The sequence below is a fragment of the Pirellulales bacterium genome (assembly GCA_033762255.1).
In the GTDB taxonomy this organism is placed as follows: Bacteria; Planctomycetota; Planctomycetia; order Pirellulales; family JALHPA01; genus JANRLT01.
Map to the genome: position 1 here is coordinate 57,036 of JANRLT010000049.1, position 23,990 is coordinate 81,025.

The following is a 23,990-nucleotide window of genomic DNA, read 5'->3' on the forward strand; positions in this document are numbered from 1 at the left end:
AATCCGCTACGGTTAAGGTCCAGGCGACGGGTAACGCTATGATCAAGCATACCAATTGCAGAAATATCAGATAGTTGTAGCACATTCGTAGATGCTGCCCAACACCCTGGGACCACGCCGCGACCTCCCGTGGATCTGGTTCTAGCTGAGGCGGGGATAATTCCGTCTGCGGCGCGGCGTAGGGATTGTCGGCGGAATAACGCGGCTCGGTCATGGTCGGCGGTCATTTGCAAAAACAGCAAAATCAAATCGGCAAACCAATCGTCGGCTGTTCCGTCCATCTCCGCGATCGCGACGGCCCGGTAAACTTAATGATGGCGACCCCGCCAATCCACATTGGACAATGTGGCCAGCCCCAGCATCAACGCCTGGATCCCCTTGCGCCCGTAACCCTGCGACGAGAGCGCGATATACAACTGCTGGGCCAGCGCCAAGCCCGGCATGGATAAACCCAGCCGCTGTGACTCGGCCAGGGCCAGGCCCAGGTCCTTGATAAAGTGCTCGACATAAAAGCCCGGTTCGTAATTATCTTGCATGATCCGAGGACCATAGTTGGACAGGGACCAACTGCCCGCCGCACCGGGCGCGACCGACTGCATCACGGTCTCCAAATTGAGGCCGGCTTTGAACGCATATAACAATGCCTCGCAGACGCCGATAATATTGGTCGCGATTAAAATCTGGTTGGTCAGTTTCGTATGTTGTCCCGCGCCGGCCCCCCCCTGATGGACAATAGTCTTACCCATGACCTCAAAGCAGGGTTGCAACGCCCGCACCACGTCGGCGTCGCCGCCGATCATGATCGACAGCCGCGCCTCGCGCGCGCCAATATCTCCGCCGCTGACCGGCGCGTCGACGCTATGCACCCCGCGCGTCCGGGCCGCCTGGTCGATCTCGACCGCCAGGGCCGGGTCGCTGGTGGTCATATCGACAATGATGGACCCCGCCGCCGCCCCCCGCAGCGTGCCCGCCGGGCCAAGGATCACCTCCCGCACGTCGGCGGGCCGGCTGACAATCGAAAAAATCACATCCGACCCCCGCGCCACAGCTTCCGGAGTTTCCCCCCACGCGGCCCCCCGGGCAAGCAACGGTTCGGCCTTGGCCCGAGTGCGGCTATATACGGTCAGGGAGTAGCCCTTGGCCAGTAGGTGCCCCGCCATGCTCAGGCCCATGACACCAGTGCCAATCCAACCCAGGCGGGTCTGTGCGGGAGAAATTGTGGGAAGCAGCATAGGCGAGGGGAGCAAGGCTTTTGCAAGGAAAAGGGATAGCCGAGGTAGGAATTGGTTAGTTTGGGCGGTATGTCCACCCACAGGCCGGCAGAGACCGTGGCAAAGAAGGTGTTACCGGAGCGGTGGCCGGATTCTCTATCGCAGCTGGCTTACCAGCGATCGGTGGGACGATGGAGAATTTCGTTAAGAATAATCGCCGTGCGAATATTCCGGGGGGCCAGCAAATCTTTTTTGGTGATGAGCGCTTTTTTATCAAGCGTCGCCTGTTGTTGGGCGGTATTGGCCGCGGCGGTCGCGGCCAGATCCGCCTCCGTTGCCAAACTGCCCACGCGATGCTCAAAGACATCGCGCACATGCTGCTTGATATCATCCGCTTCGTGGGGAATCTGGGAAAAGCTATCGCTGGGACGCTCGAACTGCTCATTACGCAGGTCGCTGGCGATGGTGTCGGCCAGACTGCGGCGCTGCGAGAGGGCCTCGGGGACCATTTCGGCCATGACCACCGGAGCCAGGGGGGGCGGTTTGTTGCGGTTGCCTTGTTTGCCCCGTTCGGAATTGCGGGGCCGCTCGGCGTTGGGCTTGGCGGTTTTGCCCCCGGCGGGGCGCGGTCCTTTTCCTTTTTCCCGCTTTTGTTCCTCGGCGGTGCGCAAAAATTGCTCGATCTCGGACTGGAGGGCTTTTTGCTCGGGATTTCCGGGGGGCGCGCCCGCTTTGGGCTTGGTGGCGGCTTGTTGGATCAACCCGCTTAAAAAGCGAATAATCGAGGCAATGACCACAATGATCACCACCGCGTATTCAAATAGATCGCCGACACCGGCGGCAAATAATGCGAATGAGTGCGGATTCATCAATATTCCCCAAAATTTGCCACCCATCAACCGCGCGGGTCAAATAACCCGCCACATTCGTGGGTTGGCGACACGCGTTCTAGCTGGTCACGGCGGCCTGGCCATTACCGGCGATGCTGCGCCGCATTTCGGTGTCGGCCTGGACGTTGCGTAGTTTGTAATAATCCACAATGCCCAACTTGCCGCTGCGAAACGCCTGGGCGATAGCGCGGGGGACCTCGGCTTCGGCCTCGGTGACTTGGGCGCGGCTCCGTTCAATTTCGGCGATGTTTTCCTGCTCGGTGGCCTCGGCCTCGGCCCGGCGTTTTTCGGCGTTGGCGCGGGCCATGCGCATGGTGGCCTCGGCCTGATCGGCCTGCAGGCGAGCGCCGACATTTTCGCCGACGTCAATATCGGCGATATCGATCGAGACGATCTCGAACGCGGTTTGCGAGTCGAGCTTGCGCGCGAGCACGGTTTTGCTGATCCGGTCGGGGTTTTCCAACACTTCCCAGTGGGTCTCGGCGGAGCCAATCGCGCTGACGATCCCTTCCCCCACGCGGGCGATGATGGTTTGTTCGGTCGCTCCGCCGATGAGCTGTTCAATATTGGTGCGGACGGTCACGCGGGCTTTTACCTTAAGCAGAATCCCATTTTTGGCGACAGCCTCCAGGGTCTCCTTGCCCGAGCTGCGGGAGGGGCAGTCGATGACCTTGGGATAGACACTGGTGCCGACGGCGTCCTTGACATCGCGTCCCGCCAGATCGATGGCGGTGGCGGTTTTAAAATCGAGTTCCAATATCTTGGCCTTGCTGGCCATGATCATGGCCTGGACCACCTGGGGCACGCTGCCATTGGCCATGTAATGCGCTTGGAGCGAACGGCTGGTGATGCCCGATTCATCCCCCAGCCCCGACTGCACGGCCATGATCTTGCTTTTGACAATTACATTGGGATTGACCTTGCGAAAGGTCATGAGAATGATGTCAAAAATGCCAATATTTGCCCCGGTGGCGTAGGATTGAATCCATAAGCGAAAGTAATTGGCAAATACGACAAACAAAATCAGCGCGAAAATAAAGATCACGATCACCGCGATGATCGTGATCGTGGTCGTGATATCGGCAAACAAGGCGTGCGGCATATTTAACCCTAGCGTACAAAGTGGCCCTACGGAAAACTCGCCGGATTATACCCCAAACCCCGGCCCGTTTCCCAGTGAATCCCGATAATTTTCGTTTACGCCGGTTTGGTGGGGGGGTCATCCTCCAGCTCAATTCCCAGGCTTTCCAGCGATTGTTCAAATAATTGGGTATCCGGGGGGATATTTTCCCGTTCCACGGGGGCGGAAACGCCGCTGGGAATCGGCCCCTCAAAGGGGCGCACGATAATCCGCGTCCCCTGAATATCAATAATCTGCACGCCTGCCCCTTTTTCGATGGGCATCCCCTGGCTGATCGCGTCCAACACCAGTCCCGCGACCTCGATGGAGCCGCTGGGCAAAATGGGCGTGATGGCCCGGCCTACCATGCCAATCAACCCCCGTAGATTACGGCGGGTCGCCACGTCCGACAACACTTCGTCCCCCATGGGAGCCAGGGAAAGCAATTTTTTGCCTAGGGGGGTGTATGGCAATAACTTGAAACCCACCCCCACGATCACCGGCACACATAACAGGGCGATGGCCAAATAAAGATAGCCATACCACGAGCCTCCATAATAAAAGGCCATGCCAATGCCACTGCCAAGGCATAAGGCGGCGCTGAGTCCAATAATCCCACTGGAGGGAAGCAGGAACTCCAACCCCACCAAAAATAGCCCCAGGGCTAGTAAGATCGTCGCCCACAAAAACGGTTCAGACATGGTTGCCGTTCAATCGGAAAGCGCATTCTGATATGCAGGACAGGGAGAGCAGAGACCGCGAAGGGAATTCATCAATTATTGTAGCACTTTGTGTGCCTAAACCCACGTGAGTGGACAAATCCGGCAAGAATCGGGCCGCTAAGAATTAGTTTAGCAGTAATCCAACGTGAAAACGATATCGGCGGGGAAATAGCCGCGAAATTTCCAACGTGGACAAAAATCCCCGGTATTTGCGCGAGTGGATACCTTGCCTAGACCGCGCGCACGACGACTCGATGGCCGCGAACTTCGATTACTTCGATGGTTTTGCCCGGGTCAATGTAATCTCCCGGCGCGACTACATCCACCAATTGATCGGAAATGAGGGCCTTTCCGGCGGGAGTCAGGCGAGTGGTGGTTTTTCCCCGCTGGCCTAGCAAATGGGAAAAATCCGCCAGACTTTCGCGACGGGCCTGGTCCAGGCGTTCTTGCTCCGAGGGAGGCTCCAGCAGCATCCGATTGAGGCCGGGCGTGCTGGGGAGAAATTTGTGCAATAGCACCGCCACGCCTATCGTCCCCGCCCCCGCTCCCAGCAACACTAGCAGCGTATTGCGCAACTGATTCAGTTGGTAGGCGTTGGTGGGGATCACCGTGGTCTGGCTGGCCAAAATGAGCGAAGCCAAGATCATCAACCCGCCACCAAAGCCCAGGATGCCAAAACCGGGAAAGACAAAAATTTCCATCAATACGAAAATCAATCCAAAAACAAACAAGAGCACTTCCAGCCAGCCGGCGGTCCCTTCCAGAAATTGGCCCCAAAAATACAGCATAAAGCACAGAAAGGCGATAAAACCCCCCAGGCCGACGCCGGGAGTTTGCAGTTCCGCCAAAATCCCCGCGCCGCCAATTAACAACAAAAAGATCATCACATAGTCGTTGCGAATGGCCCGCAATAAAAAGTCCACCCAGCCCGGTTCTAATAATTCGGGGCTGGCTTCCAAGCCATAGTGCTCTTTGAGTTGGTGCATATTTTCGGCGTTAAACGCCGCCAGCCCATAACTCAGGGCATTGGTGCCGGTTAATTCCAACGGTTCGTTAGCGCGGGCAATTTCTTGCAATTGCTCCCAAGCGGCGGGATCGGCCTGCTGCCGCAATTCTTCCGGGGAAAATACCTTGCGGAGGTTGCTGACTTTGTTTCTGTAAAGCGCGGCCGACTCGGTATTGCCTATCAACGCCGCCCCCAGCGACCAGGAAGGGCGGTTCTTTTGCATGGCAATCCCCCGCCGCACATTCACATCCAGCTCATTTTTGTGATCTTTATACGCCAGTATCAAGTTTGCCCGGTCATCCGGCGTGGGATTGCCACTGCCGTAACCGCCGATCCGCGCCTGGGGGCTCATCACAATCTCATCACAGCCCAGGGCGATCCAGGCCGCGTCCCCCAACGCTTCCTGGTCAATCCAGGCCACCGTCCGAAAGGGATGGTCATCATTGCTGCGCAAATTTGCCAGGGTTTGCATTAATCCCGCCGCCGCCGAGGGAGCGCCACCAGGACTACGAATCACCACGAGCACAAAATTGACCCCGTCTTGATGTGCCTGCGTTAGTTTTTTATCAATTTCCGCCAACAACGCCGGGCTGAGCACCCCTTCGATGCGCAACTGCGCGGTTTTGGCGCCCGCCCCCAAAAAGAATTCATCATTCAGCAACTTTTCGGGTATTTTGAGGGCCGCGGCCAATTCCTGACGGTTCGCCGCCAGATAATTCACAATGCCCAGCAGTTGCTTGCATTCCAAGCCGGTAAAGTTAAAGGGGAGCCGATCCAAGGCTTTTTCGGCGGTGACATTTTTTTGTTCGCGTAGTTTAGGCAGATCGGCTTCCAGCACAAATTCCACCCCTGCATCCGCAATTTCCGCCCGATGAACTTTGTTTTTTGCGCTCCAAAATCCCAATGCCAGGGGAACCGGTTTGCCGCCGGTTTGGGCCGCCGCCTTGTAGGCTTCACTACGGTCGATGCCCGATTGATCGTGAATTCCTCCTTCGCCCAATTCCGCGTCACGGGCCATGATCAGCTCTGGGCAAGCCAACGCCACCAGCACAGCATGCCCCCGCACCTGCACCTTGGGGGGGATATAGCCTACCACCCGCACTCGCTGTAAATCGGGAGAGCGAAGCAATTCCGCCAATGCCTGAGAACGGGAAAAATCACTTTTATGGGCGTCATCTTGAGGGGGATTGGCTGGTGCGCCGGCATCCTCGGCGGATGTGGCGGGGGAAAACTCAATCACCAAAATAGGACGCGTCCCTTGTTCTGCGGGAAACCGCGCTAGCAACCGTTGCAAGGCATTACGAAAGCGCGTATCCACATCTCCCGTGATGGGAAGTTTAAGCTTTACCAACCCGCCACGCGCTCCGGCGGGATCTACCACTGCGGGCTGGTCAGCGGCTGGCGGAGGAGCTTCCGCGGCTGCCGGGGGGTTCTGGGGCGGCTGGGCAAATGTGGCAATTTGAAAACCGCCCAGCAAACAACAAAATCCCATGAAATGCGCGACGAGTGTTGTCCACTTCGAGCCAATTTGGTGTTGAATTTGAATTTGGCGTTTCACGTCTAGCATGGGCAAGGCCCCAAAATGGTCCGCAGCTAATTTGCAATGCCGCACTCGTGCCAGTCCGCTGGGCAAATAGCCGTGGCATATCTGTGCGAACTCTTCCACCTTGATTATAGGGATTGCGCGAAGCTAGTCAATTTTTTGGCTGTTGAATTGTTTATGTAACTATTGCAGAGTCAAGGCTTTGCGTCGCGCTGGGTAAATTCCTCTGGCGTTGCGGCGGAAAGGGACGCCCGCCATGTTTGAGAGGATGGCCAAGAGACGCGCGCCTACCGTTGGTGAATGGCGAGGCGATAAACCGTATTGCCCTCCGGGCGCGGCTTTTCGGTATTGACGGTGTTCCGTGGGATTTCTATCTTTCGCCGAGAATTTGGCGGCTACTTCCCGTGAGCTTGCGGGTACGGACGCCATTGCTTATCCAACTCATTGCGGATCGCCCGGATCGCGCATGTTTTTATCAGGTAGGAAGTGAGATTGACATGAAAATCTACCGCCCCGACTTTCCCGCTGCCGCGCCCGTGCCCATGGATGCAGGAACAACGACTGGACAACAACCCCTGTCGGCGGTCCCATTGCTGGATATTCAGCGGCAACATGCCCCGCTGCGGGGGGAAATGGCGGCCGCGCTGGAACGAGTTTTGGACAGCGGCAAATACATTTTGGGGCCGGAATGCGAACATTTGGAACGAAACCTAGAAGCCTATCTGCAAACCAAGCATGCCGTGGGTTGTGCCTCGGGAAGCGACGCGCTGCTCTTAGCGCTGATGGCATTGGGGATTGGCCCGGGAGACGAGGTCATCGTTCCCAGCTACACGTTTTTTGCCACGGCCAGCGCCGTGTGGCGCTTGGGGGCGATGCCGGTCTTTGTGGATATTGACCCGGCGACATATTGCCTGAATCCCCGCCATGTCCAGGCCCGCCTGACCCGCGCGACCAAAGCGATCATCCCGGTGCATTTGTTTGGTCAGTGCGCGGACTTGCAAACATTGCGGGAAGTGGCCGCGCCCCACCAGATTCCGCTGGTGGAAGACGCCGCCCAGGCCATCGGGGCCAAATTTCAGGGTCAGTCCGCCGGGACCATAGGAGAAATTGGCTGCTTTAGTTTTTACCCCACCAAAAACCTGGGTGGGATTGGCGATGGCGGCATGCTGACCACCAATAATGACGAATTGGCCGCGCGGCTCAAGCTTTTGCGGGGGCATGGCATGGAACCCCGTTACTACCACCAGGTGGTCGGCATCAACAGCCGCCTGGATTCGTTGCAAGCCGCCGCGCTCAATGTCAAACTTCCCTACCTGCCGCACTGGGTCGCCCACCGCGCCGCCAATGCCGCCCGCTATCATGAAATGTTCCACGACCGCGGGCTGGACCGGGTGTTGGGCCTGCCTGTCACGGCGGCGTATGGCGAACATGCCTGGAACCAATATGTGGTGCGCGTGCCGGACGGCCGTCGCGACGCCCTGCGGCAATATCTGACCCAGTGCAAAGTTGGCACCGAGATTTATTATCCCTTGGCATTGCATGAGCAAGCGTGCTTCCGCTCTTTGGGCTACAGCGCGGGGAGCCTGCCCGAGTCGGAACGGGCCGCGCGGGAAACGCTGGCCTTGCCGATTTTCCCGGAATTAACAACCACGGAAATGCAAACCGTGGTTTACCGGATCGCCGAATACTTTGGCGTGCGACGGACAGCCGCGCCGCAACCCGTTGCGGCACCGGTGCCAATTCCACGGCCGGTATTTCTGGATCGCGAACCACTCCAGAACGCCGCTGCTCCCGCCGCGTATGTGCAATACGTCGTGAATGGCAGCTTATAACGGATTAACAACTGCGTCATGTGTGGGAGAAAGTGGTTGTTAGAATTGCCACGGTCTCGGACACTGATTGGCACGGATTTTCGCGGATATGATTTTAGCAATCTAGGCCAACTTAGAATCATCTGCTTAAATTCGTACTACTAACCTACTAAATCTTTGCAACGTGCGAAAGTTATTCATGGCTCAAGGATTTGAGGGCCAATTGCATTTGATTCCCGCGGGCCAAAGGCGTTTAATGCCTGGGGGCCACAGGCATTTAATGCCTGCGGGCCACAGGCCCGACCTATCCCAGCCTAGGGCAAGCGCAGCGTCGCCCTAGGTAAAGGGGAAGAAATAAATGGAAGGGCCAAAGGCCCGATTCATCCCGTTCGACCAACAAAGTCAGTTTACAGCCTGGGGTTTCGGGCTGAAGCCCGAACTGTGTTTCCTCGGTGTTGATCCGTGGCTCATGAATTTTTCTCAAATTTCAACTATCCAATCCCTTAGACTCACAAACCATCTTCCACGGCATACGGATCATCGCTGGCGGTAATCCGCTCGACCAAAGGCTCTAGCAGGCGAAGTAATTCCTCCTCGCCACTTAAAAATTCCAGCCCAATCGCCAACGCCCAAAGCGGTTTCCCCCCCAGTTCGGTCATTCCCAATTTGACCAAGTCCTTGTGCGTGCAGACCAGCGTGCCACTGCTGGCTGGTCCAGCAATGCCTAGCATTTCATGAGTGCCTTGCCCAGCGGTGCCTAGGTCCAGTTGGCTCGCCCAATCCCCCAGTGATTCCACGTCCGCACGGGTGTAGCGGTGATGATCGGGAAAGATCCGCATGTCTCGCACGTGGGCGTGACAATCAATCAATGTTTGGCGAAACGCGGCGGGATTGCCAATAGCGCAAATCGCTCCGACCGATTGATTGTTTAGCAATTTTAAATCCGCCGTTTGCCCGTCGGCCCGGAGCAGGCGCAGGGGTTGATGACGGGTTTCGCACCAGATGGCGTGAGGTGCCAAGGCTTGGTAGTGGCGAGCAATGTTTTTTCGTGTCTCCGCCGGGACCTGGTCCGCCTTGGTTAATAGAATGGCCTGGGCACGGCTGGCGCCTGACAGGGGTTCGCGCAACATCCCGCGGGGAAAGACATGCCTAGAGCCATAGGGGTCGGTCGCATCGACAATCAGCAGATTCAAATCCCGCGCAATTCGTCGATGCTGGTACGCATCGTCCAATATCAACAGTTGCGTGCCAAATTCCTCAATCGCCAATAGTGCCGCGGCCACGCGGTCGGGATTTTGCAGATGGGGAACATCGGGCAGTTGTTCCTCGAGTTCGCGGGCTTCGTCATTGCGGCTATCGCCGCCCGCCCCATAACCGCGACTAATAATCGCCACTCGCACATTTCGCTCTCTGAACCAGCGCGCCAGCCAGGCGACACAGGGAGTTTTGCCGGTCCCCCCCAAGGTCAAATTTCCCACGCTAATCACAGGCACTTCAACCCGGCTGATCCGCGACACGCCCAGGTCATAGGCCAGATTTCGCAGGCGCATTGCGATGGCATAGGGCCACTCGGCCAGGGCAAAACCCGTGCGCCATAGCGTGCCTCCCCAACCCCGCCGCCGACCGCTGATAATGTTCTGAAATTCCTGGGGATCAAGCATAGCACGGCAATAGATGTGTTACGAACCGCTGGTCGAGAGTCTGGCACGGTGGAGGAGCCTATGGCAATAGCACTTGTTCACGGCAAACTCCCTTCTTCCTTTCTGCATATCGGGGGCATGTTTATTGAATGTTTATAGGAAATGACATGAATCGGGCCGTTGGCCCTTCCAGATTTTATTCTCCATGAACCTAGGGCGACGCTGCGCTTGCCCTAGGCTGAAATAGGTCGGGCCTTTGGCCCGCAATGAATCAATTGCCTTTGGCCCGCAAATGCTTGAACAACAAAAATCTTTTCGTAACTCAAAAAATATGACGATTGGTAGCGCGAATTAGGAATATGCGCATTCTAAACGCGTTACGCAAGCGATCCCCTACCCGCGCGGCAACTCCCAGCCTTTCCGATATTGCTTTTTTATAAAACGCTCCGCCTCGGGATGATTGGTCGCGGTCAACTTGGCCGCATCCCATTCCAGCTCCACTCCGCTGCGGTATGCCACATTTCCCAACAGCACGGCTTCGGTCAAAGCCCCCGAATAATCAAAGTTGCACGTCGTGGGGCTGCCGGTGCGGATCGCGTTGATCCATTCCTGGTGATGGCCCACGGATACGGGGATGGTCGGGGCGGGGGGCTGAAAATCGCGAAACTTGTCTTCGGGATACAATTTCCAAGACCCATAGTCGGCCCGCAACATCCCTTTCTCGCCCACAAAAAGATTCCCTCCGCCTCCTGTGGGAATATCCAGGATCTTTTCGGGGATGGATGTTCCGTCATACCAGTGCAATTTGAGCGCGGGACGGTTTCCCTCGGCGGCGTATTCGTAACTGACCTTGAGGCCGAGGGGACATGTTTCGGGATGGACCTTTGGTCCCTCCGCGCGGACTTTGATCGGATAACGCAAACCTAACGCCCAAAAGGGCAAATCCATGTGGTGGCAGGCCATATCCGCCAAATTTCCCCCGCCAAAGTCCCACCACTTGCGCCAATTCGCTGTGTGGTAAATCCCCTCTACAAATGGCCGTTCCGGCGCTGGACCCAGCCACAAATCCCAATCCAAATGCTTTGGGATGGGGTCCGCTTTATCAGGCCGTTCTCCTCCGCCCCACGCCCGACCAGCCCAGGTGTGCACCTCGGTGATCGGGCCAATGGCCCCCGCGCGAATCAACTCCACCACGCGGCGATAATTTTCTTCGGCGTGGATTTGCGTCCCCATTTGCGTGGGGACTTTGTGCTTGGCCGCCAGTTGGGCGATCAACCGCGCTTCTTCCACGGTGTGGGTGAGGGGCTTTTCGCAGTAGACTGGCTTGCCGCGAATCAGCGCCGCGGCGGTGGCGGGGGCGTGGATATGGTCCGGCGTGCAAATCACCACGCCATCCAATTCGGCATTGTCCAGCATCTTGCGAAAATCCCCAAAAGTCCGCGCCCGCGAAAATTCCTGGGCGGCCTTATCTAAAAATCGTCCATCCACGTCGCACAAGGCCACGATGTCCTCATGTTTGACGTTTTCAATGCTAAAACGAGCCTGGCTAGCGGTGCCAATCATTCCTAATCGCAGCTTTTCGTTGGGTGACTGGGACTCCGCAGCCAGTAGCTGGCTATGCACACCCGCCAAGAGCGCGGCTCCTCCCAGAGTGGTCCCGGCTAAAAACCGACGTCGGGAAAGATTGTTGGATTTTGGTAGGGTGGGCATAAAATTCCTCGTGTGGAAAGATCGGGTGGCAGGGAAAAAGGAGGGATAAAATGCCTGGGCGGGAAGTATTTGGTCGCGGGACTCCGCAGTTGGCATTTTGGATGGCAATGTCTCTGTCAGGGCTGATCATAACATTGCCCGGCGGGAAAGCCAAGTTTTTTGGATTTATGCCATTGATAATGTCGCCGGATCATTGCGCAAAAAATACCTCCCTGCGAAGCGACGGCAAATTTGATAAACTGCGTTGATGCCTCCCGCTACAAAATTTCCGCCAGACGACGCTTTGTGGCAGCCACTGCTCGACAAGCTGCGGTCCCTGGTTGTAGCAGGGCCTAATCGTGTTGAGACTCCCCCAATTTTTGCTGAAAATATCGAGGAAGTCCCCGAAAATTGGCAACAGGGGTGGCCCCGCGAACCCTTGGCGGCATTGGCCGCGGCGGGGGTGCACAAGGTGTTTGCTCCAGCCCCTTGCGGCGGGGACGAATGGCCGGAAACCACGCAAATCGAACTTTACCGCCAACTAGCCAGCGTTTGTCTGACGACGGCTTTTGTATTGACCCAACGGAATGGCGCGTTGCGCCGGATTTGTGATTTTGGCTCGCCAGAGGTAATTCAACGCTGGGTGCCGGGGCTGTTATCGGGCGAGCTATTCGGCACGGTGGCGATCTCGCATTTGACAACAAGCCGCCAGCATCTGGGGCAAGCGGCGTTATTGGCCGAGCCCACCAACTCTGGTTGGATTTTGAATGGCACTTCCCCGTGGGTCACTGGAGCGGTCGCGGCGGATGTCATCGTGACGGGAGCCACCCTGCCCGACGGACAACAGGTGCTCTTGGCGGTTCCCGCAAATTTGCCCGGTATCCGTTGCCGGACACCCTATCTCTTATTAGCCCTGAACGAGAGTTGCACCGGCGAAGTTGAGTGGCACAACGTATCCGTTCCCCGTGACTGTTTGCTGGCTGGGCCACAAGCGAATGTCTTGGCCAGTCCCGCCGGCGCCAAAACCGGCGGCTTAAACACATCGGCCTTGGCCCTGGGCCATGCGCATGCCAGTCTGGCGGTCCTAGCACGGGAAGCGGAACGGCGCGGCGAATTAAACCCCATCTGGCGGGAACTTACCCAAGAGTGCGCGGCTGCGACTCAACAACTGCGCGAATTGGCGGCGGGTACAGACGTGTGTCCGGCTGGCGAATTACGTGCCCGGGCCAATAGTCTGGCTTTGCGCTCCGCGCAGGCCAGTTTATCCGCCAGCAAGGGGACGGGGTTTGTGGCGGGGCACCCGGCGGAGCGTTTCTGCCGCGAGGCGCTGTTCTTTTTGGTCTGGAGCTGCCCGCAAGGGGTGGTAAATGCCAATTTATGCGAGTTTGCCCGTATAGAGACTTAAAAACCAATTCATGGCGGGAGACAATTCAAGATGGTGTCGGCTTTAGCCACCAACTCTAAGCAAAATATGCACCAAGGGGTCGGGAGTCTGACGCGGTGAAAACGTATTTGAACTACAAGCTTTTGACGTGGAAGACTCCCGTCCCCCTTAGCCTTGTCAAGGGGGACGGGAGTGCCTGGCGAGCGACGGTAAATGACTATTGTTAGCCTACCTCGCCAGCCACTCCCGACCCCTGGGTTAATTGCAATGTTCGTTATGTATCGGGTCCTTGACCCTTCCAACAAAAACTCCAGATGAATCCAGGGCAGAGCCGCACTTTCCACAATTACAAGCACCACGGCGGGGATAGATCGGGCTTGTGGCCCACATCATTCAATGCTGGAAAAGTAAACCGTACACTCTGGTTCGTATCGAATTTTGAGTTATTTTATGCCGGAACAATCCCTCTCTGACGATGTGTCGGCAAATTGCCTGGCCACGCGGATCCGTCTGCTCAATCGGGCTGTAACGCAGATCTATGACGACGCGCTGCGACCGCTGGAACTGCGCGTGGGGCAATTTACGCTGTTGGCCTGGGCGGAGCGGGTGGGAACGCTGGTTCCTAGTGAAGTCTGTGCCGAGCTTTGCATGGATGCCTCGACCATCAGCCGCACGCTCGAGCGGATGTTAACCAACCATTGGATTGAAAAGGCCACCCACCCCAATCCCCGTGTGCAACCGTATCGCCTGACCCCGACCGGCGCGGAGTTATTGAAACAAGCGTATCCCTGTTGGCAAGCCGCCCAAGCGGAAGCCAGACAACTGCTAGGTGAAATGGGGGTGGTCCTCTTAAAAGAAGTGGCGCGCAAGCTAGAGCGGGATTCGGCGTGAATGCGGGAATAATAAGTGAGCCTATTTGAGCCAAGCAGTTACCCGCCCCGCGTCACCAACACCCGGTCGATTCTTTGGCCGTCCATATCGACCACTTCCAGTGAAAATCCCTGCCACTGAGCCCGTTCCCCCACCTGGGGAATCTGGCCTAATTCGCTGAGGATCAGTCCCGAAACCGTGTTGTAGTCCCTTTCTTCGCTGGCATCCCATTTGATTCCCAACGCCTCGCACAGATCCTCGATATGCACCTGTCCGTCAACTAGCCACGAATTTTCATCCCGTTGGACCAGCCGCTGCGCCTGATCGCGTTGCTGTTCGTCCCTGATTTCCCCCACCAGTTCCTGCACCACATCCTCCAGCGTGACCATCCCCTCGGTCCCGCCATATTCATCCAGAACAATCGCCAACTGATTGTGCTGCTCTTGAAATAGCTGCAACAGGCGATCCAGGGGCATGCTTTCGGGCACAAACAGCGCGGGACGCAGCATCTTGCCCAGATCCAGCGGCCAACCCAAATATTGCTGGCGAAAAATATCCTTAATATGGACAAACCCCAAAATATGGTCCAAATCGTTTTCGTAGACCGGCAACCGCGAAAAACCGGCCATGATCACAGTCCCTAGGATTTCATCCGGCGGGGTATCCACGGCCATCGCGTCCAGGTCGATCCGGGGGCGCATCACGTCCCGCACTTTACGCTCTCCCAGCCGCAGCGCCTCGAGCGCGACGCGCTGTTCGACCGGTTCGACCACCCCCTCGGCGGTTCCCGTGCCGATCAAATGCTCGATATCGTCTATCGAGACGCTCGGTTCGTTTTGTTCCCGCACCCCCAATAGCCATAAAATACCCTCCGTGACCAGGCCCATGAGCTGGATCAGCGGTCGCGCGGCCACTGAAATGAGCTGCATCAGGGGGGCGACATAACGGGCCAGGGTTTCGGCCTGGCGCAGGGCCAGGCGTTTGGGGACTAGTTCGCCCAGGATCAGCGACAGGGCGGCAATAAAGAGCGTCACTAGATTTAGGGCGATAGCCGGCGCGTTGCGGGTGACCCAATCGATCTGATTGCTGCGCAGCCAATCGGCCAATTGATTGGCCAGTGTTACGCCACCATAGGCCGCCGCGAACATATTGAGCAGCGTGATCCCAACCTGCACCGTCGGCAAAAAGACGTTGGGATTGGCCGCCAAATCCAGCGCGATTCGCGCCCCCCGGTCCCCATTTTCGGCCAATTGTTGCAGCCGCCCTTTGCGGGCGTTAATAATCGCAATTTCAGCCGCGGCAAACAGACCATTGGCCAAAATCAAGATAATAATGATCGAAAATTCGCCAAACAGGGACGTCATTTGGCCGCAAAAACCCCCAGAACCGCGGTTGGCAAGCTATCCAAACTTTTACAAGCCGTTAACATACCAGTTTTAGCAAAGAAATGTATCTAAAATCGGGAATTTACCAAACCACCCAGGCCTCCTATGTTTGCACGCTTCCGTTCGATCGTTCGTTTATTTGGCGGGTCCTGCGGGTTTCAGTTCAAAAAAGGCTTCTAATTGAGCGACTCCCGCCGGGTCTTGCGCGCGTAGCAGGTCCAGTTCTTGCCGGGCGGCAACGCTACCCAACGACCGCAAATAACCCACAACCGAGCGGCGAATGGGCGTGTCCGCGCGATCGTCCCGATACCAAGCCACAACCCGTGGCAACGCCGCGTCGTATTTCCAGCGTCCCAGGTCGGTAATGGCCGCGGCGGCGGTTTCAGGATGATTGAGCAACAGGGCGACGGCGGTTTCCACTCTTGCTTGCTGGCGGGTCGGGCCAAATTCATGATAAAACCGCAGCGCTGACGCGGCGTGCCGCAGGTCGCCGCTAGGTGCGTCGGTCTGACGCAAAATGCGTTCCCAGATCGCCGCCAATCCGGCTTCGCCTTCGGCTAGTAAATAACCTGCCAACAAGCCATCGTATCCCGCGCGAAAGTCGTCTCTTTTTTGCCAGACTAACCGGGTCAGCGCCTCGCGATGCAGCGCGGCGTCCCCGGAGGAAATTTGCGGGGTAGCGGAGTCGACGGGTTGCGTCGCCGACTGGGTCGCACACGCCAGCCCCGCCAGCATGCCATAAAATCCCCGGTGTTCCGGCGGAACCTGCGGATCGGTCAACCAATCGCGCAGGCGTGCTTGGTCAAAGTTGGGAACCACCTCTCGCACCGTGGCAAAGTCGGCATGGGCAAACTCTTGTTGCGCATCCAACGCAATCTCGGGGTCGGCATGTTCCAAATAGGGAATAAACCACCGTAAACGCTGCGCGGCGTCTTGTCGTAAGTCTGGCACGCTAGCCGCATAGGCCGCCGCTAATTCGCTGAGTGGCCGCGTCCGCCACAGGGCGCTCGCCGGGTCGGCGTCTTCGGTCCAGGCAAAGACGAGCGTCCCCGGCGGAAGCGCGGGGGACATGGTCCGCGTGAAATGCTGGATGGTATCGCCCGAGAGGGGGAATTTTAATGCGCGAAAGACTTGAAACGGTTGCGATGGGGCTGCGGATTGCTCCGCGGGCTTCCCCGCCGTCGCCAATACAGCCACCGTCGCCCCGTCACGCAACTGGGCCAGCGTGGGCTGTAACGCGGGACAAAAGGGGCAGGCGACAACAAGATTAATAGTCCATAGATAATGGAGCACACTCAATAAAAGCCATAGAACTAGCCGAAGACGCATACGGCGCGATTTAGGGTTGGCATTTCCAAGTGTTTGCTGTATCTCGGTCATTGCAAGGCTAATCAAAAGAACATTATCCGCCAGACGCCTATTTTATGCCGCGGGGGGCAACCAGGGCAAATAGATGCTAAAGCGGCTCCCTTTGCCCGGTTGGCTTTGCACGTCCACGCGGCCGCGGTGCGCCTGCACGATATGCTTGACAATCGACAGACCCAGGCCCGTCCCCCCTAGTTTGCGGCTGCGGGCCTTGTCCACCCGATAAAATCGTTCAAACAACCGGGGGAGATGTTCGGGGTCGATTCCCACGCCATGATCCTCGACGGAAATCACAATTTCGCCGTTGTGGCGTTGTGAATGTAACTGCACAGCGCTGCCGGACTCGCTGTATTTCATGGCGTTGTCCAGCAGATTGATAATAGCCTGCAGTAACAACCGGGGGTTGGCCAGCGTGGTCAGGTCTTCGGCGCATTCCAGTTCGACGGTGACTTGCCGTTCGGTCGCGCGGGACTGGCAATCCTGGATCGCCTCGATGGAAAGCAAGTGGATATTGGTTTCTTCCAACACCAAATTTCCCGCCTCTTCGCTTTGCTCAATTTTGCTCAGGCTCAGCAAATCCTCGATAATCGTATTCAGCCGGTCGGCTTGCTTCACCACAATCCGCAAAAATCGCTCGGCGTCGGCGGGATTATGCAGCGCGCCATCCAGCAGCGTCTCCACAAAACCTTTGATGCTGGCGATGGGCGTCTTTAATTCGTGCGAGACATTCGCCACAAAGTCGCGGCGAATATTTTCCAGATGACGCGTGTGCGTCACATCATTGAGCACAATCACCGCTCCGATTGGCCGGGATCGCGTATCACGCAAGGTCGTCCCGTGGGCCTGCAGGATGCGGTTGCGCTCGCCATGCAAGAGGATGTCATCCTCCACGCTGGCTGGACTATCAAGCGCCCGTAGGACGAACCGCCGCAAATCGGCGTTGCGAATGACTTCGCTTAACTTGCGGCCCGCTCCTTCGCCCGGACGGGCTCCCACCAAATTCGCCGCCGCTTGGTTCAGCGTTAATATTCGCTCCTCGGAATCAACCGCCAGCACCCCCTCCACCATGCTGGCCAGCACGGTTTCATGTTCGGTTCCCTTGCGCCCGATCGTAAAGCTTCGTTCCTCCAATTGTTCCGTCAACCGATTGAACACGCTGGTGAGCGACTGCAGTTCCTCCGTCTCTTGCAACGGCAAAGGCAAGCCGGCTAACTCTCCCTGGGTCAAAAGTTGGGCCGCGCTGGCCAAACGGGAAAGCGGCTGCATCCAAAACCAAATAGCCCCACTACCCGCCAGGCACGCCAAAAGCCAAATCAGCAGCACCGGCAGCCAAAATTCCGCGCCCAGATTTCCTCCCAGGCTGGGTTGGCTAACCAACAAAGCTGCGACCACCCGCTGTTCCGCCAGAATGGGAATCAACAGCGTCGAAGCCAACTCCCCACTGGCCGATCCTCCCCGCTGCCACTCCGCTAATTTCCCCGCCAGGATTTGCTGTATTTCGGGTTGATTTCCCTCGACCCGGGCGCGGGGGTCGGCGTCTTGGCTATCGGCCAGGACCTGCCCGTTGGGGTCAAAAATAACAAAGCGAGCCCCCGCTTGTCCTCCCCGGGTTTGTAAGATTCGCTTTAAATCCGCGGCAGCCACGGGCCAGCGGGGGGCTAGCTCCGCGGAAAGATTGCTGCCCAGAGAGCGAAGCAACGTTAACTGCCCCGCGTCGCGCTGGAACACGATTTGCTGATGCGCCACGAGGGTCAAACCCGCCAAGGCAACCGAAACCGCCATCAAATAAATGCAAGTTATCCGCCACCAGAGGCGATTTCGCCGCATAACAACGTTATTCCTTGAAACGATATCCCACGCCGCGGACTGTTTCAATGTAACTGCCGTAGTCTCCTAGCTTCTTACGCAAACCGGCCACTTGCACGTCCACTGAGCGCTCTGTTACAGGATAATCTTCCCCTTTGACGGCGTCCACAATTTGCGCGCGGGTAAAGGCCCAACCCGGTTTTCTGGCTAGAAAATGAAGCAGGCGAAATTCGGTAAAGGTCAATTCCAGCGGAGTTCCTTCGATCAGCACTTCGTGCCGGCCAGGGTGAATAACCAACTGATGCACATGAATGGCGTCCCCTTCCTCGGTTGCTTCCTTGGCCTTGCGGCGTAAAATGGCCTTAATTCGGGCCAGTAGCACGCGCGGACTAAACGGTTTGGTCATGTAGTCATCGGCGCCCAGCTCCAACCCGCTAACCATATCCGCCTCGTCCCCTTTGGCGGTGAGCATAATAATGGGGATATGCTTGGTCTTTTGATCTCCCTTGAGCAAGCGGCAGATTTCCAGGCCATCCACATTCGGCAGCATCAAATCCAACACGATCAAATCCGGCAGGGTCTTGCGCACCGCGTGCAGCGCCGCTTCGCCCGTGGCCACACATTCCACGCGAAAACCTTCGCGGCTTAGGTTATAATTAACCAACTCCAACAGATCTTCCTCGTCATCCACCACCAAAATGCGTTCACGGGCCATAAGGGGGCTCTTGATTAAGGTATCGAGCACGGCAGTAGCTCCAAAAAAGAGGGGCAAGGCATCGGCACGCCTCACCTTGAAGCGTGGTTGCCAAGCCAGGGGCTTTCCCAAAAATTGGCCAGAATATCCAATTTCCAGGAACGTGACTGTCCTAATCCAATTCTTACGCTAACATTGCCATGTTAGAATTCCGTGAGCGATGGGCAAGGAATTCATTCTTTATCTATTTTCACATCACATATTCCTCATAATGCTCGAACTTTTGCCATTTTGCCAGTACCTTGCCCATGCTACCCACCTTAAGCCAAGTCTGTAGTTTACCGGCTCCTTTTGATCAGCAACTCGAAGATTACGCCGCCGGTCAATGCCATAGCGTGGAGTTATGGCTGGGCAAAGTCGAAGGTTATCTCGCCCAACATTCGCTGGATGATCTGCTTAAACTATTGCAGCGATTAGAGATACAAACTCCGGTCGCCAGCTTCCAAGGGGGCCTCCTGCTGAGCCAGGGGGATGCCCGTCGTGAACATTGGGCCTTATTTGAACGACGTTTAAACTATTGCCAGACCTTGGGTGTGCAAACGATGGTTATTGCGGGAGATCTGGTGGGACCGTTGACCCAAACAGACTTGGACCGGGTGAGAGTTTCCCTGGTCCAGGCCGCGGATTTGGCCGCTCGGCACGAGCTTCGCCTAGCCCTTGAATTTCAGCGGGAAGCCGTGCTAGCCAATAATCTGCAAACGGCGGCTTCTTTGGTGGCGGATATCAATCATCCCCAATTGGGAATTTGCCTCGATTTGTTTCATTATTATTGCGGGCCTAGCAAGTCCGAAGATTTGGGTTATTTGACCCCCCACAATTTATTTCATGTGCAGTTGTGCGATCTGGTGGGAACACCGCGGGAAATGGCCAGCGACGCGGACCGCATTTTGCCCGGCGATGGCGAAATTCCCCTACAGCCCCTCATAGCGCATTTGCAAAGCCAAGGGTATGTGGGACCCGTCTCGATTGAATTAATGAATCACCAAATGTGGCAGGTTCCGGCCCGGAGCTTTGGCGAGATCGCCATGACCGCGCTTAGAAAGCTCTTGGGCCAAGCGGCGATGGAGTGAGAGTTGTAAATTAAAAATTAAGAATTAAGAATGGGGCATATCACTTGCCTCCAAACTCCACTACTCCTTTCGGCGACAGAGTCCCATCCAACATTTTTCCCTCGCCTCCCGACCCGCGACACCCGTCCCACGCTCCAATACTCCAAACTCCATTCGGCGACAGAGTCGCCTCCTACATTTTCCTCTAGCATCATGTTCACCGGCCTTGTCGAATGTGCGGTCCCCGTTCACGCCCTGGACTCCGTGGGACCGGGAAAACGTTTGATCCTGGCCGTGCCGCAGTTCGCCGCGCACGTAACCATCGGCGAAAGCATCGCTGTCAATGGATGCTGCCTGACCGTTGTGGGAATTGAAGCAGAACTGTTGCACTTTGAGGCGGGACCCGAAACGCTAAGATTGACCAATCTAGGAGAACTGCTCCCCGGTCAACTGGTCAATGTCGAGCGATCCTTGCGCTTGGGGGATCGGCTGGGGGGCCATTTGGTCACGGGACATATCGACGGGACGGGGACGCTGGCCCGGCGGATGGATAACGCTGCCTGGTCCGACCTGTGGTTTACCGCTCCCGGGGAACTGTTGCGACAGATGGTGCGGAAAGGCTCGATCACGGTCGATGGCGTTAGCCTGACGCTGGTGGCCGTGAGCGACACGGAATTCTGCGTGCAACTTATTCCCCACACGCTGGCGGTGACCACGCTGGGAATCCGCCAACCCGGCGAGCGCGTCAATCTCGAGACGGACTTGCTGGCAAAATATGTCGAGCGGCAACTTGCCCCGCGGACATAAGATGGCGAGCGGTGGACGTCAGTCCGCCAGTCCCCGCGCTAGGGGGGCGGGGGGCGAGCCTCAGCGGGCACCAAGCCGCCGATGGCATCGGCGGGAAACTGATTTTTGGTCTGTGGTATGTGGTTTTTGGTATGTGATGTCTAGTGGGTTACACTCCCTTCTGCGAATTCCGTATTTCATTCTGCCTTCGTCATTAACTTCTAACTTCGCATAACCGTCTCCCGCAAATTGCCCGCACACGCTAAAATTGCGACTTTACGCAACTACCGGGTCGGAATTTTTCCTTTGAATACCCGGGCATCGTTCCCCAGGCATTTCTATTATGCAGACCGACGAAATTCGCGAATCCTATCTCCGCTACTTTGAATCACAAGGCTGCAAACGCTGTGCTAGCGATGTGTTGGTCCCCCGCTGGGATCCCACGGTGCTCTTTACCCCGGCGGGGATGAACCCGTTTAAAGATCACTTTTTGGGTAAAATCAAGCTCGAATTTACCCGCGCCACCAGTTGCCAAAAATGCCTCCGCACCGGCGATATCGATAATGTCGGCCGGACCGCCTATCACCATACCTTTTTTGAAATGCTGGGCAACTTTAGCTTTGGCGATTATTTTAAAACCGAAGCGATTCATTGGGCCTGGGAATGGCTGACCAGCAAAAAATGGATGGCCTTGGATCCCAACCGGCTCAGCGTCACGGTATACCTGGATGATGACGAGGCGGCGAATATCTGGCACAACCAGATCGGCCTGCCGTTGGAGCGTATCTCTCGTTGCGGCGAGGACGAAAACTTTTGGCCCGCCGAAGCCCCCAGCAAAGGCCCCGATGGCGTCTGCGGCCCCTGCAGCGAAATTTATTACGAAGCCTCTCCGGGCAAAAAGGTCGAAATCTGGAATCTGGTTTTTACCCAATTCAACCGCGTCGGCGATCCGCCGAACAATCTGCGCCCGCTTCCTAGTAAAAACATCGACACCGGCATGGGGCTGGAACGGATGGCCGCCGTCATGCAGGGCGTTGATACAAATTATCACATTGACACTCTGCGGCCACTAGTCGAGGCCGCCGGCGAAGTCTGCGGCGTAAAATACATTCCCGCCGACGATAACGGCCGCCGCCTGCGGCGCATCGCCGACCATGTGCGGGCCTGTACCGTCGCCATTCATGAGGAAGTTGTTCCCGGCCCCAAGAAACAAGGCTACGTCATCAAACGCCTGCTCCGCCGCGCCGTCCTGGACGGCCATCAAATGGGCGTGCGCAAGCCGTTCCTTTGCGAGCTTGTCGGCAAGGTCGCGGAACTATTGCGCAAGCCATATCCCGAACTTGCCGAAACCACCAACCGCGTCGGCAAAATGATCCAAAGCGAGGAAGCCAGCTTTCTCAATACGATCGAAGGGGGCTTGGACCGGATCAACCGGCTCTTTGCCGCCATGCAAAAGGAAAACCGCGTCCTCATTAACGGTCGCGAAACGGCGGAACTGTACACCACGCATGGATTTCCCCCGGAACTGCTGGAAACCCTGGCCGGAGAGCATAACCTGCAGGTCGATTGGCCCGCGTTTCAGGCGGAAATGGCCGAGCATGGCAAAATTTCCGGCGGCGGAAAGGTTGTGGATGTCTTCGCCCACAAACCCATCGATACGCTGAAGAAAACGCTGGATGTCACGAACTTTTTGGGTTACGAAACCACGGAGGCGACCGGCACGATCGTGGGCATTATCGCCCAGGACAAATTGTGCGAATCGATGGAAGAAATTGGGCACGCGCAACCGGTGACGGTGGTGCTGGACCAGACACCATTTTACGGGGAGAGTGGCGGTCAAGTGGGGGATACGGGTCAATTGACCGCCGCTGGTATGATCTTTGACGTATTGGACACGCACAAGGATGGGGGGTTTATTTTGCATCTGGGGCATTTGCGCCAAGGGACGCTGAAGCTGCAGCAGGAAGTGAACGCCACGGTCAATTCCGCGCGGCGGGACGGGATTCGCCGGGCGCATTCGGCGACGCACATATTGCATTATGCCCTGCAACGACATGTCGGTTCGCACGCCAAACAACAAGGCTCCAAGGTGGACGACGACCTGCTGCGGTTTGACTTTGCCAATCCCGAGGCGGTGTCGCGGGAAACGCTGCAAACGATTGAGAGCGAGGTGAACCAACTGTTGACCACGGCCGCGCCGGTTGATTGGCAATATCTGCCGATTGCCGAAGCGCGCAAAACCGGCGCGATGATGCTCTTTGGCGAGAAATATCCCGAAATTGTCCGAATGGTCAGCATTGGGAACTTTAGCAAGGAACTGTGCGGCGGGACGCATGTGGCCAACACGGGCCAGATCGGCCTGATCCGGGTGATCGGCGAGGAGAGCGTTTCCTCCGGCACGCGGCGGATCATTGCCGCGACCGGCCAAGTCGCCCTGGAACGGGCCCGCTCCGCCGAGCAAACCCTTCAAGAGACCGCCAACCTGCTGCGCAGTAGCGTGGCCGATGTGCCGCAGCGCGTCGCCGCCCTGACCAAGGAAATCAAAGAGCTAAAAAAACAACTGGCCGCCGGCGCCAAAGCGGGAGTCTCCCTGGACAAACTGCTGGCCGAGGCCCTGACCATTGCCGGGACGACCGTCGTCATTGCCGAAACCCCCGGCGCCGAAAGTCAGGGAATGCGCGAACTGATAGACACCATTCGTAAAAAGAACAACAGCAGCGCGGTTCTGTTGGCCAGCGGCGAAGAGGGTAAGGTCACGCTGGTCTGCGGGATCAGCCGTGACCTGCAGGAACGGGGGTTGAGCGCGGGGGACTGGATCAAAGCCGCGGCCGAGGCCGTCGGTGGACGGGGCGGGGGCCGTCCCGACATGGCGCAAGCGGGGGGGAAGCATCCGGAAAAAATTGGCGAGGCGCTCGCAGCCGCCCGCGCTAGCCTGGAAAAACTTTTGGCGGCGCCTTAG

17 protein-coding genes are annotated in these 23,990 nt (G+C 57.1%); 6 read left to right on the forward strand and 11 right to left on the reverse strand.

Translation table 11 applies throughout. The features are described from left to right. Window positions 1–308 precede the first annotated feature (308 nt). The 5 genes from SFX18_14185 to SFX18_14205 form a co-directional block, all read right to left on the reverse strand. Entirely contained in the window at window positions 309–1,232 is a 924-nt protein-coding gene (locus SFX18_14185; GenBank protein ID MDX1964298.1) for an NAD(P)-dependent oxidoreductase, read from the reverse strand. A gap of 149 nt (window positions 1,233–1,381) precedes the next feature. Then, entirely contained in the window at window positions 1,382–2,080 is a 699-nt protein-coding gene (locus SFX18_14190) for a hypothetical protein (protein ID MDX1964299.1), read from the reverse strand. A gap of 79 nt (window positions 2,081–2,159) precedes the next feature. Beyond that, entirely contained in the window at window positions 2,160–3,203 is a 1,044-nt protein-coding gene (floA, locus tag SFX18_14195) for a flotillin-like protein FloA (protein ID MDX1964300.1), read from the reverse strand. A gap of 95 nt (window positions 3,204–3,298) precedes the next feature. Continuing rightward, entirely contained in the window at window positions 3,299–3,922 is a 624-nt protein-coding gene (locus tag SFX18_14200; GenBank protein ID MDX1964301.1) for an NfeD family protein, read from the reverse strand. A gap of 251 nt (window positions 3,923–4,173) precedes the next feature. Further along, entirely contained in the window at window positions 4,174–6,441 is a 2,268-nt protein-coding gene (locus SFX18_14205; GenBank protein ID MDX1964302.1) for an NfeD family protein, read from the reverse strand. Between the two features lie 548 nt (window positions 6,442–6,989). On the opposite strand from SFX18_14205, the gene SFX18_14210 reads away from it, so the two are divergent. Further along, window positions 6,990–8,324 (forward strand): DegT/DnrJ/EryC1/StrS family aminotransferase, encoded by a 1,335-nt coding sequence (locus SFX18_14210; protein ID MDX1964303.1) that lies wholly within the window; start codon window positions 6,990–6,992, stop codon window positions 8,322–8,324. A gap of 488 nt (window positions 8,325–8,812) precedes the next feature. Here SFX18_14210 and lpxK read toward each other — a convergent pair whose 3' ends face one another. Both lpxK and SFX18_14220 read right to left on the reverse strand, forming a co-directional pair. Then, entirely contained in the window at window positions 8,813–9,964 is a 1,152-nt protein-coding gene (gene lpxK, locus SFX18_14215) for a tetraacyldisaccharide 4'-kinase (protein ID MDX1964304.1), read from the reverse strand. 372 nt (window positions 9,965–10,336) lie between these two features. Next, complete coding sequence (locus tag SFX18_14220; protein MDX1964305.1) at window positions 10,337–11,653, reverse strand: Gfo/Idh/MocA family oxidoreductase; 1,317 nt, start codon at window positions 11,651–11,653, stop codon at window positions 10,337–10,339. A gap of 247 nt (window positions 11,654–11,900) precedes the next feature. On the opposite strand from SFX18_14220, the gene SFX18_14225 reads away from it, so the two are divergent. Beyond that, the gene (locus SFX18_14225) at window positions 11,901–13,037 is read left to right on the forward strand and encodes an acyl-CoA dehydrogenase family protein (GenBank protein ID MDX1964306.1); all 1,137 of its coding nucleotides are present in this window, start codon (window positions 11,901–11,903) and stop codon (window positions 13,035–13,037) included. 429 nt (window positions 13,038–13,466) lie between these two features. Beyond that, a complete protein-coding gene (locus tag SFX18_14230; GenBank protein ID MDX1964307.1) occupies window positions 13,467–13,907 on the forward strand; it encodes a MarR family winged helix-turn-helix transcriptional regulator in 441 nt (146 codons plus the stop codon). Between the two features lie 38 nt (window positions 13,908–13,945). On the opposite strand, the gene SFX18_14235 is transcribed toward SFX18_14230, so the two are convergent. From SFX18_14235 to SFX18_14250, 4 genes are all read right to left on the reverse strand, one after another. Then, a complete protein-coding gene (locus SFX18_14235; protein MDX1964308.1) occupies window positions 13,946–15,250 on the reverse strand; it encodes a hemolysin family protein in 1,305 nt (434 codons plus the stop codon). Window positions 15,251–15,406: 156 nt separating this feature from the next. Continuing rightward, window positions 15,407–16,600, reverse strand: a complete 1,194-nt coding sequence (locus SFX18_14240; GenBank protein ID MDX1964309.1) for a hypothetical protein — start codon at window positions 16,598–16,600, stop codon at window positions 15,407–15,409. Window positions 16,601–16,693: 93 nt separating this feature from the next. Beyond that, window positions 16,694–18,463: an ATP-binding protein gene (locus SFX18_14245; protein MDX1964310.1), complete on the reverse strand. Its 1,770-nt coding sequence runs from the start codon at window positions 18,461–18,463 to the stop codon at window positions 16,694–16,696. Window positions 18,464–18,470: 7 nt separating this feature from the next. Next, entirely contained in the window at window positions 18,471–19,157 is a 687-nt protein-coding gene (locus SFX18_14250; protein MDX1964311.1) for a response regulator, read from the reverse strand. 287 nt (window positions 19,158–19,444) lie between these two features. On the opposite strand from SFX18_14250, the gene SFX18_14255 reads away from it, so the two are divergent. The 3 genes from SFX18_14255 to alaS all read left to right on the forward strand — a co-directional run bounded on the left by SFX18_14255 (window position 19,445) and on the right by alaS (window position 23,990). After that, window positions 19,445–20,266 (forward strand): sugar phosphate isomerase/epimerase family protein, encoded by an 822-nt coding sequence (locus SFX18_14255; protein ID MDX1964312.1) that lies wholly within the window; start codon window positions 19,445–19,447, stop codon window positions 20,264–20,266. A 192-nt stretch (window positions 20,267–20,458) separates the two neighbouring features. Beyond that, on the forward strand, window positions 20,459–21,052 hold the full coding sequence (locus tag SFX18_14260; GenBank protein ID MDX1964313.1) for a riboflavin synthase: 594 nt from the start codon (window positions 20,459–20,461) through the stop codon (window positions 21,050–21,052). Window positions 21,053–21,374: 322 nt separating this feature from the next. Then, entirely contained in the window at window positions 21,375–23,990 is a 2,616-nt protein-coding gene (alaS, locus tag SFX18_14265) for an alanine--tRNA ligase (GenBank protein MDX1964314.1), read from the forward strand.

What these genes read in the sequence shown, in the direction of transcription:
- lpxK (MDX1964304.1), bottom strand. Translation starts at nt 9,964, where the DNA reads ATGCTTGATCCCCAGGAATTTCAGAACATTATCAGCGGTCGGCGGCGG.
- SFX18_14250 (MDX1964311.1), bottom strand. Translation starts at nt 19,157, where the DNA reads ATGGCCCGTGAACGCATTTTGGTGGTGGATGACGAGGAAGATCTGTTG.
- SFX18_14240 (MDX1964309.1), bottom strand. Translation starts at nt 16,600, where the DNA reads ATGCGTCTTCGGCTAGTTCTATGGCTTTTATTGAGTGTGCTCCATTAT.
- SFX18_14210 (MDX1964303.1), top strand. Translation starts at nt 6,990, where the DNA reads ATGAAAATCTACCGCCCCGACTTTCCCGCTGCCGCGCCCGTGCCCATG.
- alaS (MDX1964314.1), top strand. Translation starts at nt 21,375, where the DNA reads ATGCAGACCGACGAAATTCGCGAATCCTATCTCCGCTACTTTGAATCA.
- SFX18_14190 (MDX1964299.1), bottom strand. Translation starts at nt 2,080, where the DNA reads ATGAATCCGCACTCATTCGCATTATTTGCCGCCGGTGTCGGCGATCTA.
- SFX18_14245 (MDX1964310.1), bottom strand. Translation starts at nt 18,463, where the DNA reads ATGCGGCGAAATCGCCTCTGGTGGCGGATAACTTGCATTTATTTGATG.
- SFX18_14230 (MDX1964307.1), top strand. Translation starts at nt 13,467, where the DNA reads ATGCCGGAACAATCCCTCTCTGACGATGTGTCGGCAAATTGCCTGGCC.
- SFX18_14225 (MDX1964306.1), top strand. Translation starts at nt 11,901, where the DNA reads ATGCCTCCCGCTACAAAATTTCCGCCAGACGACGCTTTGTGGCAGCCA.
- SFX18_14220 (MDX1964305.1), bottom strand. Translation starts at nt 11,653, where the DNA reads ATGCCCACCCTACCAAAATCCAACAATCTTTCCCGACGTCGGTTTTTA.
- SFX18_14200 (MDX1964301.1), bottom strand. Translation starts at nt 3,922, where the DNA reads ATGTCTGAACCGTTTTTGTGGGCGACGATCTTACTAGCCCTGGGGCTA.
- SFX18_14260 (MDX1964313.1), top strand. Translation starts at nt 20,459, where the DNA reads ATGTTCACCGGCCTTGTCGAATGTGCGGTCCCCGTTCACGCCCTGGAC.
- SFX18_14205 (MDX1964302.1), bottom strand. Translation starts at nt 6,441, where the DNA reads ATGGGATTTTGTTGTTTGCTGGGCGGTTTTCAAATTGCCACATTTGCC.
- SFX18_14255 (MDX1964312.1), top strand. Translation starts at nt 19,445, where the DNA reads ATGCTACCCACCTTAAGCCAAGTCTGTAGTTTACCGGCTCCTTTTGAT.
- floA (MDX1964300.1), bottom strand. Translation starts at nt 3,203, where the DNA reads ATGCCGCACGCCTTGTTTGCCGATATCACGACCACGATCACGATCATC.
- SFX18_14185 (MDX1964298.1), bottom strand. Translation starts at nt 1,232, where the DNA reads ATGCTGCTTCCCACAATTTCTCCCGCACAGACCCGCCTGGGTTGGATT.
- SFX18_14235 (MDX1964308.1), bottom strand. Translation starts at nt 15,250, where the DNA reads ATGACGTCCCTGTTTGGCGAATTTTCGATCATTATTATCTTGATTTTG.